The sequence below is a fragment of the Uniformispora flossi genome (genome assembly GCF_049534875.1).
GTDB classification, from domain to species: Bacteria; Actinomycetota; Actinomycetes; order Streptomycetales; family Streptomycetaceae; genus Yinghuangia; species Yinghuangia aomiensis.
Map to the genome: position 1 here is coordinate 51,457 of NZ_JBMULZ010000031.1, position 14,725 is coordinate 66,181.

Annotated in this window: 16 protein-coding genes; 8 read left to right on the plus strand and 8 right to left on the minus strand. The window is 72.4% G+C overall.

The features are described from left to right. Positions 1-86 precede the first annotated feature (86 nt). Entirely contained in the window at positions 87-1,403 is a 1,317-nt protein-coding gene (kynU, locus tag ACPA54_RS37295; protein ID WP_423536752.1) for a kynureninase, read from the minus strand. Between the two features lie 10 nt (positions 1,404-1,413). Continuing rightward, positions 1,414-2,304 (minus strand): tryptophan 2,3-dioxygenase, encoded by an 891-nt coding sequence (locus ACPA54_RS37300; RefSeq protein WP_423536754.1) that lies wholly within the window; start codon positions 2,302-2,304, stop codon positions 1,414-1,416. 176 nt (positions 2,305-2,480) lie between these two features. On the opposite strand from ACPA54_RS37300, the gene ACPA54_RS37305 reads away from it, so the two are divergent. The 5 genes from ACPA54_RS37305 to ACPA54_RS37325 all read left to right on the plus strand — a co-directional run bounded on the left by ACPA54_RS37305 (position 2,481) and on the right by ACPA54_RS37325 (position 5,633). Next, positions 2,481-2,948 carry an Lrp/AsnC family transcriptional regulator gene (locus tag ACPA54_RS37305; RefSeq protein WP_423536756.1) on the plus strand — a complete coding sequence of 156 codons (468 nt, stop codon included), beginning with the start codon at positions 2,481-2,483 and terminating at the stop codon, positions 2,946-2,948. Between the two features lie 10 nt (positions 2,949-2,958). Then, a complete protein-coding gene (gene sp36, locus ACPA54_RS37310; RefSeq protein WP_423536758.1) occupies positions 2,959-3,114 on the plus strand; it encodes a Sp36 family protein in 156 nt (51 codons plus the stop codon). After that, positions 3,111-3,584 carry a RidA family protein gene (locus ACPA54_RS37315; RefSeq protein ID WP_345678133.1) on the plus strand — a complete coding sequence of 158 codons (474 nt, stop codon included), beginning with the start codon at positions 3,111-3,113 and terminating at the stop codon, positions 3,582-3,584. The genes sp36 and ACPA54_RS37315 overlap by 4 nt, the downstream gene beginning before the upstream one ends. Positions 3,585-3,752: 168 nt before the next feature. Then, positions 3,753-4,598, plus strand: a complete 846-nt coding sequence (locus ACPA54_RS37320; RefSeq protein WP_423536760.1) for an NUDIX hydrolase — start codon at positions 3,753-3,755, stop codon at positions 4,596-4,598. Between the two features lie 207 nt (positions 4,599-4,805). Next, positions 4,806-5,633: an MBL fold metallo-hydrolase gene (locus ACPA54_RS37325; RefSeq protein ID WP_423536762.1), complete on the plus strand. Its 828-nt coding sequence runs from the start codon at positions 4,806-4,808 to the stop codon at positions 5,631-5,633. 57 nt (positions 5,634-5,690) lie between these two features. Here ACPA54_RS37325 and ACPA54_RS37330 read toward each other — a convergent pair whose 3' ends face one another. Next, entirely contained in the window at positions 5,691-6,365 is a 675-nt protein-coding gene (locus tag ACPA54_RS37330; RefSeq protein WP_345678130.1) for a Crp/Fnr family transcriptional regulator, read from the minus strand. A gap of 285 nt (positions 6,366-6,650) precedes the next feature. Between ACPA54_RS37330 and nth the strand changes: the two genes are divergently transcribed. The 3 genes from nth (at position 6,651) to ACPA54_RS37345 (ending at position 9,556) form a co-directional block, all read left to right on the plus strand. Continuing rightward, positions 6,651-7,454 carry an endonuclease III gene (gene nth / locus ACPA54_RS37335; protein WP_423536763.1) on the plus strand — a complete coding sequence of 268 codons (804 nt, stop codon included), beginning with the start codon at positions 6,651-6,653 and terminating at the stop codon, positions 7,452-7,454. After that, positions 7,451-8,254: an NUDIX hydrolase gene (locus ACPA54_RS37340; RefSeq protein ID WP_423536765.1), complete on the plus strand. Its 804-nt coding sequence runs from the start codon at positions 7,451-7,453 to the stop codon at positions 8,252-8,254. The genes nth and ACPA54_RS37340 overlap by 4 nt, the downstream gene beginning before the upstream one ends. Before the next feature lie 111 nt (positions 8,255-8,365). After that, positions 8,366-9,556 carry a MarP family serine protease gene (locus tag ACPA54_RS37345; RefSeq protein ID WP_423536766.1) on the plus strand — a complete coding sequence of 397 codons (1,191 nt, stop codon included), beginning with the start codon at positions 8,366-8,368 and terminating at the stop codon, positions 9,554-9,556. Positions 9,557-9,876: 320 nt separating this feature from the next. On the opposite strand, the gene ACPA54_RS37350 is transcribed toward ACPA54_RS37345, so the two are convergent. From ACPA54_RS37350 to ACPA54_RS37370, 5 genes are all read right to left on the minus strand, one after another. After that, positions 9,877-10,797: an alpha/beta fold hydrolase gene (locus tag ACPA54_RS37350; protein ID WP_423536768.1), complete on the minus strand. Its 921-nt coding sequence runs from the start codon at positions 10,795-10,797 to the stop codon at positions 9,877-9,879. A gap of 144 nt (positions 10,798-10,941) precedes the next feature. Next, positions 10,942-11,361 carry a phage holin family protein gene (locus ACPA54_RS37355; RefSeq protein WP_423536770.1) on the minus strand — a complete coding sequence of 140 codons (420 nt, stop codon included), beginning with the start codon at positions 11,359-11,361 and terminating at the stop codon, positions 10,942-10,944. Positions 11,362-11,467: 106 nt separating this feature from the next. Then, entirely contained in the window at positions 11,468-12,934 is a 1,467-nt protein-coding gene (nhaA, locus tag ACPA54_RS37360; protein ID WP_423536772.1) for a Na+/H+ antiporter NhaA, read from the minus strand. 130 nt (positions 12,935-13,064) lie between these two features. Then, positions 13,065-13,739, minus strand: coding sequence for an organomercurial lyase (gene merB / locus ACPA54_RS37365; protein WP_423536774.1), 675 nt, complete (start codon positions 13,737-13,739; stop codon positions 13,065-13,067). Continuing rightward, positions 13,736-14,608 carry a GNAT family N-acetyltransferase gene (locus tag ACPA54_RS37370; RefSeq protein WP_423536776.1) on the minus strand — a complete coding sequence of 291 codons (873 nt, stop codon included), beginning with the start codon at positions 14,606-14,608 and terminating at the stop codon, positions 13,736-13,738. Before ACPA54_RS37370 ends, merB begins: the two co-directional genes overlap by 4 nt. Positions 14,609-14,725 lie beyond the last annotated feature (117 nt).

Sequence of the window (14,725 nt, forward strand, 5' to 3'; positions counted from 1 at the left end):
CATGCCAACCGCCGGTGGTCCGCGCGGGTGACCGGTTTCACGCGGCCGGGCCGGGCCGCGCCCGCCCCGCCCCGGTTCGGCCCCGCTCAGGTGACGGTGTTGCGCACCGTGTACTTCGGATCCCGGTGCGCGCCGGACGCCAGCACGTCGCCGAGCGCCTCGGCGGCGGCCACGACGTCGGCGAACGACACGTACAGCGCGTTGAACCCGAACCGCAGGATGTCCGGCGGCCGCACGTCCCCGATCACGCCGCGGTCCACGAGCGCGGCCATGACCGCGTGCGCCTCGGGGTGCCGCACCGCGACCTGGCTGCCGCGCCGGGCGTGCGGCCGCGGCGTGGCGACCTCCAGCCCCAACTCGTCGGCGCAGGTGATGAAGAGGTCGGTCAGGGCCAGGCTCTTGGCGCGCACCGCGGCGATGCCTGCCTCGCCGAACACGCCCAGCGCGGCTTCCAGCGCCAGCATGCTCAGCAGCGGCGGCGTCCCGATCCGGGCCCGTGCGATGCCGTCCGCGGGCCGGTAGGCGGGCTCCATCGCGAACGGGTCGGCGTGCCCGTGCCAGCCGGTGAGCGCCGGGTCGAACCCGGCGTGGAGCCGCCGGGCGATGTACAGGAACGCGGGCGAGCCCGGCCCGCCGGACAGGTACTTGTAGGTGCAGCCGACCACGAAGTCCAGGTCGAGCGCGTCCGCGTCCACCGGGACCGCGCCGACCGTGTGGCACACGTCCCACAGCACCAGCGCCCCGGTGTCGTGCGCGGCCGCGGTGATCCCGGCGACGTCGCGCAGCTCGCCCGTGCGGTAGTCCACGTGGTTGTACGCGGCGACCGCCACCCCGGTGCCCTCCGCCCGCAGCACCTCCGCCGCCTCCGCGGCCGGGACCCGCCGGACCTCGGCGCCGCACAGCCGGGCCGCCGAATCGGCGAGGTAGGCGTCCGTCGGGAAGGTGTCCGGGTCGGCGAGCAGCACGCCGCGGCCCGACCGCGCCCGGAGCGCCGCCACCAGCGCGTTGAACAGGTGCACCGACGTCGAGTCGCCGCACACGACCTGCCCGGGCGCCGCGCCGATCAGCGGCGCGATCGCGTCGCCGACCCGGGTGGGCGCGTTCCACCAGTCGTGGGTGTTCCACGACCGGATCAGGTCGGTGCCCCACTGGCGGTGCACGACGTCGTCGACCACGGCGGGCACGTCGTCGGGCAGCGCGCCGAGCGAGTTGCCGTCCAGGTAGACGACGCCCGGCGGCAGCCGGAAACGGTCGCGGAACCCGGCCAGCGGGTCGCGCGCGTCGAGGGACGCCGCATAGTCGCGGGACGTCCCCGGGGCCTCGCGGGCGTCGTTGCCGGCTTGTTCGCGAGCCTGGCCGCGGGCTTCTTCGCGGGCTTCTTCGCGGGAGGTGTGAGGCAGCACGGTCCAGTTCCTAGACGACGGAGGTGCGCATGGTCCAGAGGTCGGGGAAGACCCGCAGCCGCACGGTGCGCTCCAGCCACTCGGCCCCCGACGAGCCGCCGGTGCCCGGGCGGTTGCCGAGCGCGCGCAGGGTCGCGGCCAAGTGCCGCTCGCGCCAGCGGGTCCAGCGCTCCGATATGTCGGTCAGCGTCTCGCCGAGGTCGCGCAGGTCCGGGTGCGCGGTGCCGGTCGCGTAGACCTCCGCCCACGCACGCTCGGCGTCCGGGTCGGACTCGTGCGGGCGCAGCCGGGCGGCCGGATCGGCGGGCGGCAGCGGCAGGCCGCGGCGGCGCAGCACGTCGAGCGCCGCGTCGTACAGGCTCGGCGCGTGCAGCACCGCGTCCAGCTCGGCGTGCACGTCGGGCACACCCTCGTACGGAAGCAGCGCCGCCGGACGCTTCAGCCCCAGCAGGAACTCCAGCTCGCGGTACAGGTGCGACTGGAACCCGGACGCCTCGCCCAGCGCCTCGCGGAACGCGGCGAACTCGGCGGGCGTCAGCGTCGCCAGCAGGTCCCACGACGCCACCAGCACGTCCGCCTGCCGCACGCTGCGCCGCAGTACCCGGGTGGCCTCGGCGACCTCGTCCGCCTCCAGCAGCCCGCGCGCCGTCGACCACTCGTGCTTGAGCAGCGCGAACAGCAGCTCCATGACCTGCGACGCGACGAGGAACGACACCTCGGTCGGCTCGTCGGTGCGCGGCGTCTGGAGGCTCAGCAGACGGTCGAGGCCCACATAGTCGGCGTACGGCGGCGCGCCCGCGTACGAGCTGCGCGGTGCCTGGGGCGCGTTCTCGGCGCCGGAGCCGCCCATCGGGCACACTCCGGCCGGCTCCATACCCGCGGCGGTTGCTGCCTGTGCCATCACCGTCCACACCTCCCTCACGCCCCCGCCGGATTCCTGTGCCCCATATGCAAGCGTGCGATGCCGCCGCGCGGAATGGACGCCGAACGGCACCGCCGTCCGATCGTCTTACGATCCGAAGGAGAAACCCGCAGATCGTTCACGAACGGAAACCCGATCCGAAAGGACGCCGCCCGATGCCCCACGACGTGGCCCTGGATGCCGCCGACCGGCGGCTCCTCGCCGAACTCCAGAACGACGCACGGCTGTCGTACAACGAACTCGCCAGACGGGTGAACCTGAGCGCGCCGACCGTCGCCGACCGGGTCCGCCGCCTGGAACGCGCGGGCGTCATCACCGGCTACCACGCGCACGTCGACCCGGCCGCCGCCGGCCGTGCCGTCGTCGCCCTGGTCCGGATGAACTGCTACGGCCCGCGCTGCCTGCTGCGCCGCGACGCCGACGAGGTCCGCGACTGGCCCGAGCTGCTGCAACTGCACCGGGTCACCGGCGACGCCTGCTGCGAACTCATGGTCGCGACCGCGAGCATGCACGACTTCCAGTCGCTCATCGACCGCCTCGCCGAGCACGGCACGCCGTCCAGCACGATGGTCCTGTCGAGCCCCGTCCCGTGGCGCGCGGTCGCCGCCCCCGACCCGCGTTAGAGTCCCGCCCATGAAGAAATGGGAATACTTCACCGCGCCGCTGCTGATCCACAACACCAAGCAGATCCTCGACACGTTCGGTGAGGACGGCTGGGAGCTGGTGCAGGTCGTGCCGGGCCCGAACCCGGAGAACCTGGTCGCCTACTTCAAGCGGGAGAAGCAGTGACCGACGCTTTCGTGCACCCCGAGGACCGGCTCGCGCAGCTCGGGCTGACCCTGCCGGGCGTCGCCGCGCCGGTCGCCGCCTACGTGCCGGCCCTGCGCACCGGCAACTACGTGCACACCTCGGGCCAGCTGCCGATGGTCGAGGGCAAGCTCCCGCAGACCGGCAAGGTCGGCGCGGAGGTCACTCCGGAGGACGCCAAGAAGTTCGCGGAGCGCTGCGCCCTCAACGCGCTCGCCGCGGTCAAGGCGGAGATCGGCGACCTCGCCCTCGTCCGCCGCGTGGTCAAGGTCGTCGGCTTCGTCGCCAGCGACCCGGGCTTCACCGGCCAGCCCGCGGTGATCAACGGGGCGAGCGAGCTGCTCGGCGCGGTCTTCGGCGACGCCGGCAGGCATGCCCGCAGCGCGGTCGGCGTCGCGGTGCTGCCGCTGGACGCGCCGGTCGAGGTGGAGTTGCTCGTCGAGGTCGTCTGACGCGGGGCCGGCCGGCCCCGCCGCCGGCGGTGACGAGGGCGGGTCCGGTTTCCCTGGACGGGTGCCGTTCCGGGGACCGGACGCCGCCCCGGCCGTCCGCGGACGGCCGGATCAGCAGGCAACCTGACGGTCTGTCGGATCGATGCGGTGCCGCGTAGCATCCGCCGCATGACACTGCCCGGCATGCCCGCGTCCTGGACCGACCGCGCCCGCGCGATCCTCGACGGCGACCTCGTCCCCGCCGAGCCGCGCCGCGCCGCGACCGTCGTCCTGCTACGGGAGCGGCCGGGCGGGCCGGAGGCCTACCTGCTGCGCCGGCACGCGGGCATGAAATTCGCAGCCGGGATGTACGCGTTCCCGGGCGGCGGAGTCGATCCGCGGGATGCCGACCACGCGGTCGCGTGGGCGGGGCCGGGCCCGGAGGAATGGGCGGAGCGGTTCGGGACGTCGGCGGCCGAGGCACGGGCGATCGTCGCCGCGGCGGTGCGGGAGACGTTCGAAGAGTCCGGCGTGCTGCTGGCCGGGCCCGGGCCGGACTCGGTGGTCGCGGACACCACGGGGGACGACTGGGAAGCCGACCGGGCCGCGCTGGTCGACCGGTCGCTGGGATTCACCGAGTTCCTTGACCGGCGGGGGCTCGTGCTGCGGTCCGACCTGCTCGGGGCGTGGTCGCGGTGGATCACGCCGGAATTCGAGGACCGCCGGTACGACACGTGGTTCTTCGTGGCGGCGCTGCCCGAGGGCCAGCGGACACGGGATGTGTCCGGCGAAGCGGACCGGGTGACGTGGGCGCGGCCCGCGGACGCCTTGGCCGGACTCAAGACAGGCGAACTCGGCATGCTGCCGCCGACGATCGAGACGCTGCGGAACCTGGCGGTGTACGCCGGGACGGCGGAGGCCCTGGCCGCGGCGGCGGGCAGGGGGCTGGCGCCGGTTATGGCGAAGCCTCGGTTCGAGGGGGAGCGGTTGGTTATCGAGTGGCCGGGGATTCCGGATCCGTTTGGGACGGCCTGAGTCTTTCCGCCTTACAGGGCCCTCCCTCCTCCCACCACTGTCGGTACGAGTTACGCGTCGGCAGCCCCTCCCCCGCCCCCTCCGCCATCAAGCAGCCCCCACGGACCCGCCCGACGCCCCCACCTTCGCCCACCCGTCCCAGCCCTGTCATCCACCAAACCGCCACCCTGTGGATAACCGTTCACAACTACAGAACACACTTGCTCCATGGACTCTTTCCGCATCCCCGGCGATCCGCGCCCGGTCGTGGCCGGTCCCGCCACCGCCCGCGCGACCTGTGTCCTGGCCCCCAACCCCAGCCCGATGACCCTTGACGGCACGAATACCTGGCTGCTCGCCGAGCCGGCCGCCGACCGTGCCGTCGTCGTCGACCCCGGCCCCCTCCACGAGGGCCACCTCGCCGCCGTGCTGGCCGCCGCCGACGAGCGCGGCACCCGCATCGCGGAGATCCTCCTCACCCACGGCCACCCCGACCACTCCGAAGGCGCGGTGCGGCTCGCAGAGCTGGCCGGCTGCGGCGTCCGTGCGCTCGACCCCGCGCACCGCCTGGGCAGCGAAGGCCTCGTGGAGGGCGACGTCGTCACCGCGGGCGGCCTCGAACTCCGCGTCCTGGCCACCCCGGGCCACTCGTGGGATTCGCTCTCGTTCGTGCTGCCTGCCGACGGCGTCGTGCTCACCGGCGACACCGTTCTCGGCCGCGGCACCACTGTCGTCGCCCACCCGGACGGCAAGCTCGGCGAGTACCTCGACTCGTTGGCCCGGCTGCGCGCCCTCGTCGAGGCGGGCGGTGTCGACCGCGTGCTGCCCGCGCACGGCCCGGTCCTCGACGACGCCCGCGGCGTGATCGAGTTCTACTTGGAGCACCGCGCACAACGCCTCGCCCAGGTTGAGGCCGCCGTCGCGGCCGGCGACCGGACGGCCCGCGAGGTCGTCGAACGCGTGTACGCCGACGTCGACAAGAACGTCTGGTGGGCCGCCGAAATGTCGGTCCGCGCCCAACTCGACTACCTGAAGGAACGCGGCACCGTCGGCTGACGGCAAACGGCCGGGCCCGCGGCAGCGGACCCGGCCGTCAAGCCGTCGGGGCGACTCTCAGCGCGACCGGCGCGACAGCCGCTCCACATCCAGCAGCACCACGGCCCGCGCCTCCAAGCGCAGCCAGCCGCGGCTCGCGAAGTCGGCGAGGGCCTTGTTGACCGTCTCGCGCGACGCGCCGACGAGCTGCGCCAGCTCTTCCTGCGTCAGGTCGTGCGCGACGTGGATGCCTTCCTCGGCCGGGACGCCGAAGCGCCGCGACAGGTCCAGCAGGGCCTTGGCCACGCGGCCGGGGACGTCGGAGAACACCAGGTCGCCCAGGCTCTCGTTGGTCCGGCGCAGACGGCGGGCTATTGCGCGCAGCAGCGACAGCGCGACCTTCGGGCGGCCGTTGAGCCACGGCTGCAGGTCCTGGTGGCCCAGGCCGAGCAGGCGCACGTCGGTGAGCGCGGTCGCGGTCGCGGTCCGCGGGCCCGGGTCGAACAGCGACAGTTCGCCGAACATCTCACTGGGGCCGAGCACCGCGAGCATGTTCTCGCGGCCGTCGTTCGAGCTGCGGTGCAGCTTGATCTTGCCTTCGATGACCACGTACAGCCGGTCGCCCGGGTCGCCCTCGTGGAAGAGGGAGTCACCGCGTTCCAGCGAGACCTCGGTCATGGAGGCACGCAGCTCGGCGGCGTCCTCGTCTTCGAGCGCCGCAAACAACGGCGCCCGCTGCAGAACGTCGTCCACGAGGGGTCCCTCCTTGCCGGTCCGGATCACCCGATCGGAGCCTGGCGGTCAAACAGTGCGATCGGTCACAGTCTGACGCACGCGGATCGGGTTTGGTCACGCGGGTGTCCTGAGTCACGATCCGGTGGCATCCGTTCGTGTCGGGACATATCCCCCCGGTGATCGGGTGTATGCGCTGGGTTGCGTACACGTTGCGCGGGGATTACCCCGGATCGGCCGTCGGCACGCCGAGCGGCCCATCCGTGTGCCCCACATATGTAGCACCCGCCTGCGTACTCTGGCCGAGTGCCTAGCAAAAAGCCCGAGTCGCAGGTCGCCAAGGTTCGCCGTGCCCGCCGGATCAACCGGGAGCTGGGCGAGCTGTATCCCGGAGCGCACTGCGAGCTGGACTACGAGAACGCCTTCCAGCTGCTGGTCGCCGTCGTGCTGTCCGCGCAGACCACGGACCGCAGCGTCAACAACGTGACCCCCGCGTTGTTCGCGCGGTATCCGGATGCCGAGGCGCTTGCCCAGGCCCAGGCCGCCGAGCTGGAGGAGATCATCCGCCCGACCGGGTTCTTCCGGGCGAAAGCTCGGTCGATCACCGGCCTCGCCCAAGCCCTGTGCGACAAGTTCGGAGGGCAGGTCCCGCGCAAGCAGGCCGATCTCGTGACGCTGCCGGGTGTGGGCCGCAAGACCGCGAACGTCGTCCTCGGTGAGGCCTACGGGGTCCCCGGAATCAGCGTGGACACCCACTTCGGGCGGCTTTCCCGGCGTTTCGGCTGGACCACGGAGGAGGACCCGGTCAAGGTCGAGCACGAGGTCGGCGCGCTGTTCCCGAAGAAGGACTGGACGCTGCTCTCGCATCGGGTCATCTTCCACGGCCGCCGGGTCTGCCACGCCCGCAAGCCCGCCTGCGGGGCGTGCGGGATCGCGGCGCTGTGCCCGTCGTACGGCGAAGGCGAGACCGACCCGGAGAAGGCACGCAAGCTCCTCAAGTACGAACTGGCCGGACAACCCGGCCAACGCCTCAAGCCACCGGCGAAGCCGGTGCTCGCGACCGGGGCCGCACCCGACGACGGGGCGGCACCAAGGGAGGGGACCGCATGACGGAAACCAGCCACCGCACCGCACACACCCACGGCCAGGACGGCCCCGACCGGGACGACCGCGCCACGCCCGCAGAGCCCGCCTTCATCCCCGCCGAGGACCTGCCCGCGTGGCTGCGCCCGGTCGCCGACGCGGCCCGCACGGTGCGCCCCGAGCAGCTCAGCCGCTTCCTGCCGCCCGCCGAGGGCGGCCGCCAGTCCGCGGTGCTCGTGCTCTTCGGCGAGGGCCCTCCGGAAAGCGGAGACGGGCCCGACGTGCTGCTGCTCCAGCGCGCCAAGACGCTCCGCTCGCACGCCGGGCAGCCCGCTTTCCCGGGCGGCGCCATCGACCCCGGCGACACCGGCCCGGTGGGCGCCGCGCTGCGCGAGGCGAACGAGGAGACCGGCCTCGACCCGTCGTGCGTGCGGGTGTTCGGCACCCTGCCGCCGCTGTACATCCCGGTGAGCAACTTCGTGGTGACGCCCGTGCTGGCCTGGTGGCGCGACGCGTGCCCGGTCGCGCCGGTGGACCCGGCCGAGGTCGCGCGCGTGGTCCGGGTGCCGATCGGCGACCTCGCCGACCCGCGGAACCGGGCCCGGCTCAAGCACCCGAGCGGGCACCTCGGCCCGGCGTTCCTCGTCGACGGCATGGTCGTGTGGGGGTTCACCGCGGGCCTGCTCGACCGCACGCTGAGCCTCGCGGGCTGGGAACGCCCGTGGGACCACACGCACGAGGTCGAACTGTCCGAAGCCGAGTGGCGTCTGGCGCGCCGCGGCTACGACCCCTACGAGGAGACCGCGGCCGAGCCGGCGGACTCGTGACGGACGGACCGGCAGCCCGCCGTGTCGCGGAAGCGTCACGCCCGGTCGACGACTTCGACCGCACGGCCGCCGCGGCGGACAACAGAACCGCCGCCGTGAGAGCGTGACACGGTGAACGTCCTGGACCTGATCCTCATCGTCGCCGCGGTCGCGTTCGCGGTCTCGGGTTACCGGCAGGGTTTCATCGTCGGCGTGCTGTCGTTCGTCGGGTTCCTCGGGGGCGGCGTGCTCGGCATGTGGCTCGTGCCGTACATCCTGGAGCACTTCGATCCGGGTCTGGGACCGTCGATCGCGGCGATCTGCGTGGTGCTGGTCATGGCGACGCTCACCCAGGCCATGGCGACGTCCGTCGGCGGCCGGCTGCGCCGGCAACTGACGTGGCAGCCCGCCCGCGTGGTGGACGCCGCGGGCGGTGCCGTGGTGAGCGTGTCCGCGCTGCTGGTCGTGGTGTGGCTCATCGGGTCGTCCATCGCCGGGTCGTCGATGCCGACGGTCTCCCGCGAGGTGCGCGGGTCGCAAGTCCTCGGCGGTGTGCAGAAGGTGCTGCCGCAGGGCGCCGACACGTGGTTCTCGTCGTTCAGCAACCTGCTGGACAGCAACGGATTCCCGCAGGTCTTCAGCCCGTTCGTGCACGAGGACATCCCGCAGGTGCCGCCGCCGGACGAGAAGCTCCTCGCCTCGCCCGCGGTGCAGAGCAGCCGCAACAGCATCGTCAAGATCGTGGGCACCGCGAAGAGTTGCGGCAAGGTCATCGAAGGCTCGGGCTTCGTGTACGCGCCGGGCCGCGTCATGACCAACGCCCACGTGGTCGGCGGCGTACGCAAGCCGACGGTGCAGATCGGCGGCGAAGGCAAGCAGTACGAGGCCGACGTCGTGCTGTACGACTGGCGCCGTGACATCGCCGTGCTGTCCGTTCCCGGACTGCCCCGGACGACCCCGTCCCTGCAGTTCGAGTACAAAGTGCAGCCCGGCTCCGACGCGTTGGTCATCGGCTTCCCGGAGAACGGCTCGTTCCACGTCGAAGCCGCCCGCGTGCGCGCGCAGATCAAGGCCGGCGGCCCCGACATCTACAAGCGCGGCACGGTCAGCCGCGACGTGTACTCGCTGTACGCCAAGGTCCGCCAAGGCAACTCCGGCGGCCCGCTGATCGCGCCGGACGGCAAGGTGTACGGCGTGATCTTCGCCAAGTCCCTCGACGACGAGTCGACCGGGTACGCGCTCACCGCCGACGAAGTCCGCGAGGACATCGAAGCGGGCATCAAGAACACCAAGGCGGTGGACACCCAAGGGTGCGCCCTGTGAGGCGGCGCGCACCGCGAGGCGGTGTGCGCCGCGCGAACCGCGCGGCGTGCACCACCCGGTGCCGTCTCGGCCGTGTCTAGTGCGGAGCGCGTATCCGCAGCGTCAGCCAGCGCACACGCCGGCGCAGTATCGCGACAAGCCCCGCGAAGTGCCCCGCGCGGTCAGGGGATGTCCACCGGTACGCCTGACTCATGCCGGGGCGCCTACCCCGGGTCTTCAGTGGATAACCGCGCCATGCCATGCGGTCAGGATTTCACGCCCCACGGTCGTCCTGGTTTGTCGAGAACTGCCAGGATTTTCCCCACGGTTGATCACATTGCTCAACGCTCGGGTTCGGGATCCTTGAGCCAGCCCAGCAGTTCGTGGGTGAACGTCTCCGGCGCTTCCTCGTGCGGGAAATGCCCCACGCCGTCGAGCAGCCGCCAGCGGTACGGGGCTTCGACATACCGTCCGGAACCCGCCGCCGTACGCGGCAGGATCGCGCCGTCGAGCGAGCCGTGCAGGTGCAGCGTCGGCACCTCCACCGGAGTCTTCATGCGCGCCGCGTACTGCAGGCCGTCGGGCCGCGGCAACGACCGCACCAGCCACCGATAGTGCTCGGCCGCGCAGTGCGCGGTGCCCGGGATCTGCATGGCGCGCCGGTAGCGGTCCGCCGCATCGCGGTCCGGCCAGCCGGGCGCCGCCCAGCGCTTGAGGAGCCCTTCGACCATCGCCGCGTCGTCCCGGACGAGTTGCCGCTCGGGGATCCACGGGCGCTGGAACGCGAAGATGTGCGACGCGGCGGCGATCTGCTTGCGGTCGGACAGCAGCGCGCCGCGCAGCCGCCGCGGATGCGGCATCGACACCGCGACCAGGCGCCGCACCAGCTTGGGCCGCAGCACCGCGGCGGTCCATCCGACGAACGCGCCGAGGTCGTGTCCGACGACGGTGGCGTCGGGTTCGCCCAGCGAGCGGATGACGCCGGTCACGTCCAGTGCGAGGGTGATCGGGTCGTAGCCGCGCGGCGGGCGGTCACTGCCGCCGTAGCCGCGCAGGTCCATCGCCACCGCGCGGAACCCGGCCCGGGCGAGCGCCTCCATCTGGTGCCGCCACGCCCACCAGAACTCCGGGAAGCCGTGCAGGAGCAGGACGACCGGGCCCTCGCCGAGTTCGGCCACATGGAAGCGCGCACCGTTCGCGGAGATGTCCCGGTGGGTCCACGGGCCGTCGATGTTGACCGCTGAACTCTCGGGAACCGTCACACCAGCAGACTCGCACATATCGGCCGTGGACCGGCGGAGCCTGGGCTGCCCGACACGTCACACCCGCCACACCGCGCACTCGCGCCCGGGTCCGCCGCCGGAACGCGGCGGTGCACCCGGGCGCGGAAAACCCCGTGCCAGGAGCTAGCCGACGGTCTTGAGCGTCGCCACGGTCTCCTGCGTGGTGCGGATCGTGCGCTCCGGCGGACGGACCTTCTTGAACGACGAGACGCCGAAGAAAGCCAGGGCCCCGGCGAGGAGCAGATAGGTGCCGCCGACGATGAGGAACGACCAGCCGAGGCCGAGGCCCAGCGCGTGGATGCCGTACGCGATCGCGACGCTCAGGAACGGGAACGCGAAGAACGCGAGGGCGCCGGCCACGATGAACGCGCCGCTGCCCTTCGCGACCTGGATCGCGCTGACCTTGACCTCGCTCTTGGCCAGCTCGATTTCGCTGCGCACCAGAGTGGACATGTCGCGCGTGGCGTCCGAGAACAGCTCGCCGAGGGAGCGCTGGCTTTCGACGGGCACATCCTGCGGGCGAGGCCTCTCGGTGCCTGCCATGCTCACTCTCCTTGTCCTGGTTTCCGGCGGCGGTCCGGCCGCTCGGGGCTTGCCGGGGCAGGTGCTGCCGGTGTGTAGCCCCGATCATGCCCTGCCCGCGCTCCGGCTATCCACCGGGGCGCGGCGTACGGGTGTGGCGGACGGGAAATTCGTCGTCCGGCCCGTCCTGCTGCCTCTCCCGCTGCCCGTCGGCCTGCCCGTCCGGCTCCGTGCCGGGCCGTTCGTCCTGCTGGTAGCAGTCCGGGATGCCGTCGCCGTCCTCGTCGCGCTCTTCGTCGGCTACGAGGTCGCGGTACTTCCGGTCGCGCATCCGCAGCGCGACCGACGCGGCGGTGGCGGCGAGCAGCGAGCCGACGAGGACGGCGGCCTTGGCTTCCTCGGTCGTGCCGGGGTCGTCGGCGAACGCGAGTTCGCTGATGAGCAGGGAGACGGTGAAGCCGACGCCGGCGAGCATGGCGAGGCCGAGCACGTCGGCCCAGGCGAGGTCCTTGTTGAGTTCGGCGCGGGTGAACCGGGCGGCCGTCCAGGTGCCGCCGAACACGCCGACGGCTTTGCCGAAGACGAGTCCGACGACGATGCCGAGCGGGACCTTGTCGGTGAACACGTTGCCGAGTGCGCCGCCGGACACCGCGACGCCCGCGGACAGCAGGGCGAACAGCGGCACGGCGATCCCCGCGGAGAACGGCCGGATGACGTGTTCGAGGTGTTCGGCGGGCGACCGCTTCTCCTCCGGGTCGGGGGTGACGCGCATCAGCAGGCCCATGGCGACGCCCGCGACGGTGGCGTGGACGCCGCTCTCGTGCACCAGTGCCCAGATGACGACGGCGAGCGGCACGTAGAACCACCAGCCGCGGACCCGGAAGCGCTGGAGCGCGAAGAAGACCACGAGTCCGGCGACGGCCAGTCCGAGCGCGGCGAAGTTCACCGACGACGTGTAGAAGATCGCGATCACCATGATCGCGAGCAGGTCGTCGACGACGGCGAGGGTGAGCAGGAAGGCGCGCAGCGCGGACGGCAGGTTCGTGCCGATGACGGCGAGGACCGCGAGGGCGAAGGCGATGTCCGTGGCGGTGGGGATGGCCCAGCCGTGCAGGTCGCCGCCCGAGGCGTTGACGGCGAAGTAGAAGACCGCGGGCACCGCCATGCCGCAGACCGCGGCGACGACCGGCAGCGCGGCGGCCGAGGGAGTGCGGAGTTCGCCGACGACGAGTTCGCGCTTGAGTTCGATGCCGGCCACGAAGAAGAACACCGCGAGGAGGCCGTCGGCGGCCCAGGTCGCGAGGGAGAGGTCGAGGTGGAGGGCCTCGGGGCCGATGCGGTAGTCGCGGAAGCTCTCGTAGGCGTCGCTCCATCCGGAGTTCGCCCAGATCAGTGCGGCGACTGCGGCGATGAGCAGCAGGGCCCCGCCGACCGTTTCCTGGCGCAGCGCGTCGGCGACGAAGTTGCGCTCGGCGAGCGTCGACGGCCGCCGCAGAAAAGTACGCCGTATTGCGGAGCGCACGAAGGAGTCCTCCTGGTCGCCGGGGTCCGCAGGCGTATACCGCCGTGGGGACCGGACAAAACGGCGGCGCATATGCGTCACCGCGTGCCGACCAGGCTTCCCGGCATGCCGCGGCGGGTGACCGCGGCCCACGTCGAGGGGACCCGAGAGTCCACCCCGACGGCCGCAAGTATATCGACAAGATTTTCCTGCCCGGAACGGATCAAAGCCCCCAGAAGGGGCCTTCGAGGCCGGCGTCGCGGAAGTAGGCGGCGGCTTCCGCGGGTTCGCGGCGGACGTAGCCGTGGTCGAGGCGGCCGGCGTACCAGCCGCGGGCGAGGCGCCACAGCGTCGGCAGGTCCATGACGTAGCCGCGCGGTTGTCCGGTGGCCTTGAGCCAGGCGGCGACGCACGAGGGGCGGCAGAACAGCCGCTGGTTGCCGCAGGTGTGGACGACGTCGTCCCACATGTGCGCGGTGGGCACCAGGAAGTGCGCGACGTGCGGCCCCGGGGGAGGGGCGGTGCCGTCCACGACCCACGCCAGCGGGGCGCCGCAGCCGGGGCAGCGGGTGGCGACGAGGACCTCGGGCTCGCCGGGGACGAGGTGCGGGACCGCGAAGGCGTCCCAGGCGCAGCCGCCCCACCACAGGGTGTGCGCGCCCATGACGGAGAAGCCGAGCGGGATGGACGCGAAGGGGTGGGCCATGAGGATGGCGTCGTCCGGGCCGAGGACGAGGTGGCGTTGCCGGTGCAGCACGTGCAGTCCGGCACGGACGTCTCCTTCGGGGATGCCGAGCCGGTCGGCGAGGTCGGCGGCCGCGGGTGCCCGGCCGGTGCGGGCGAACGCGTCGTACACGGCCACCCGGAGGTCTTCGCTGCCGGACGCGTCGGGGATCACGTGGGGATCTCCTCGTCTTCGTGGGCGGGGAACCCGAGGATGACCCGGTCCTCCACAGGAACGAAGCCGATGCTCTGGTAGACCGAGTTGCTCGTGGGGTTGGCGAGGTCGGTGAACAGCAGGACCGTGTCGGCGCCGTCCTTGAGGGTGGCGGCGGCCCGGGCGGCGGTGACGGCGGCTGCGAAGCCACGGCGGCGCAGGTGCGGGGGCGTGTAGACCTGGGCGATGCGGGCCGCCCCGGCGACGGTGGCCGAGACGGCCGCCATCGAGACGATCCCGCCGTCGGCCTCCCACACCACGTACTCGCCGCGGGACAGCTTGAAGGCGACGATGCCGGGGACGTCCTCGGCGATCTGCTCGGTCTCGTCGCGGAAGGCGTGCAGGAACGCGACCAGGGTGTCGGTGTCGCGGGCGGCGGCGAACCGGGCCCGGCCGACGGGTGCCGGGTCGGGCGGGGTGAGCGTCCCCAGGCGGTACAGGCGCTGCCGTTCCACTTCGCGGACGAGCGAGCCGGTCCGTGCCGTCCACGCGTCCGAGAACACCTCGGCGTCCCGGTCGCGGGCGTTCACCGACTTCACGGGATGCCCGGCCGCGACCAGCGTGTCCGCGAGCGATTCGGCTGCGGACTCCGGGAGTTCGGCGACGAGCAGGGGGAAAGGCGGTGTGTGCACGAACGCGCCTGTGGTCCGGGCGTTTTCGTCGGTGTGCCAGCCGAACAACGGTGTCCCGTAACCGAATGCGGCGAGGCCGCGCGAGCGCAGGGCCTCCAGCACCGTGAGGCACCCGGTGTTCGAGACCGGGTTGCCGATCACCAACTCGCGTGCGGCGGACTCGAACACGTCGAGATCGCCGGTCAGATGCCATGTCATCGCATCATGGTCGCGGACCGGGACGCGCGGGGCGAGGACTATTCCGCGATGGGTCCGGACGCGCCGCGGCCCCGGACCGGGACAACCGGTCCGCTCGGAGATGTGTATAAGAGACAG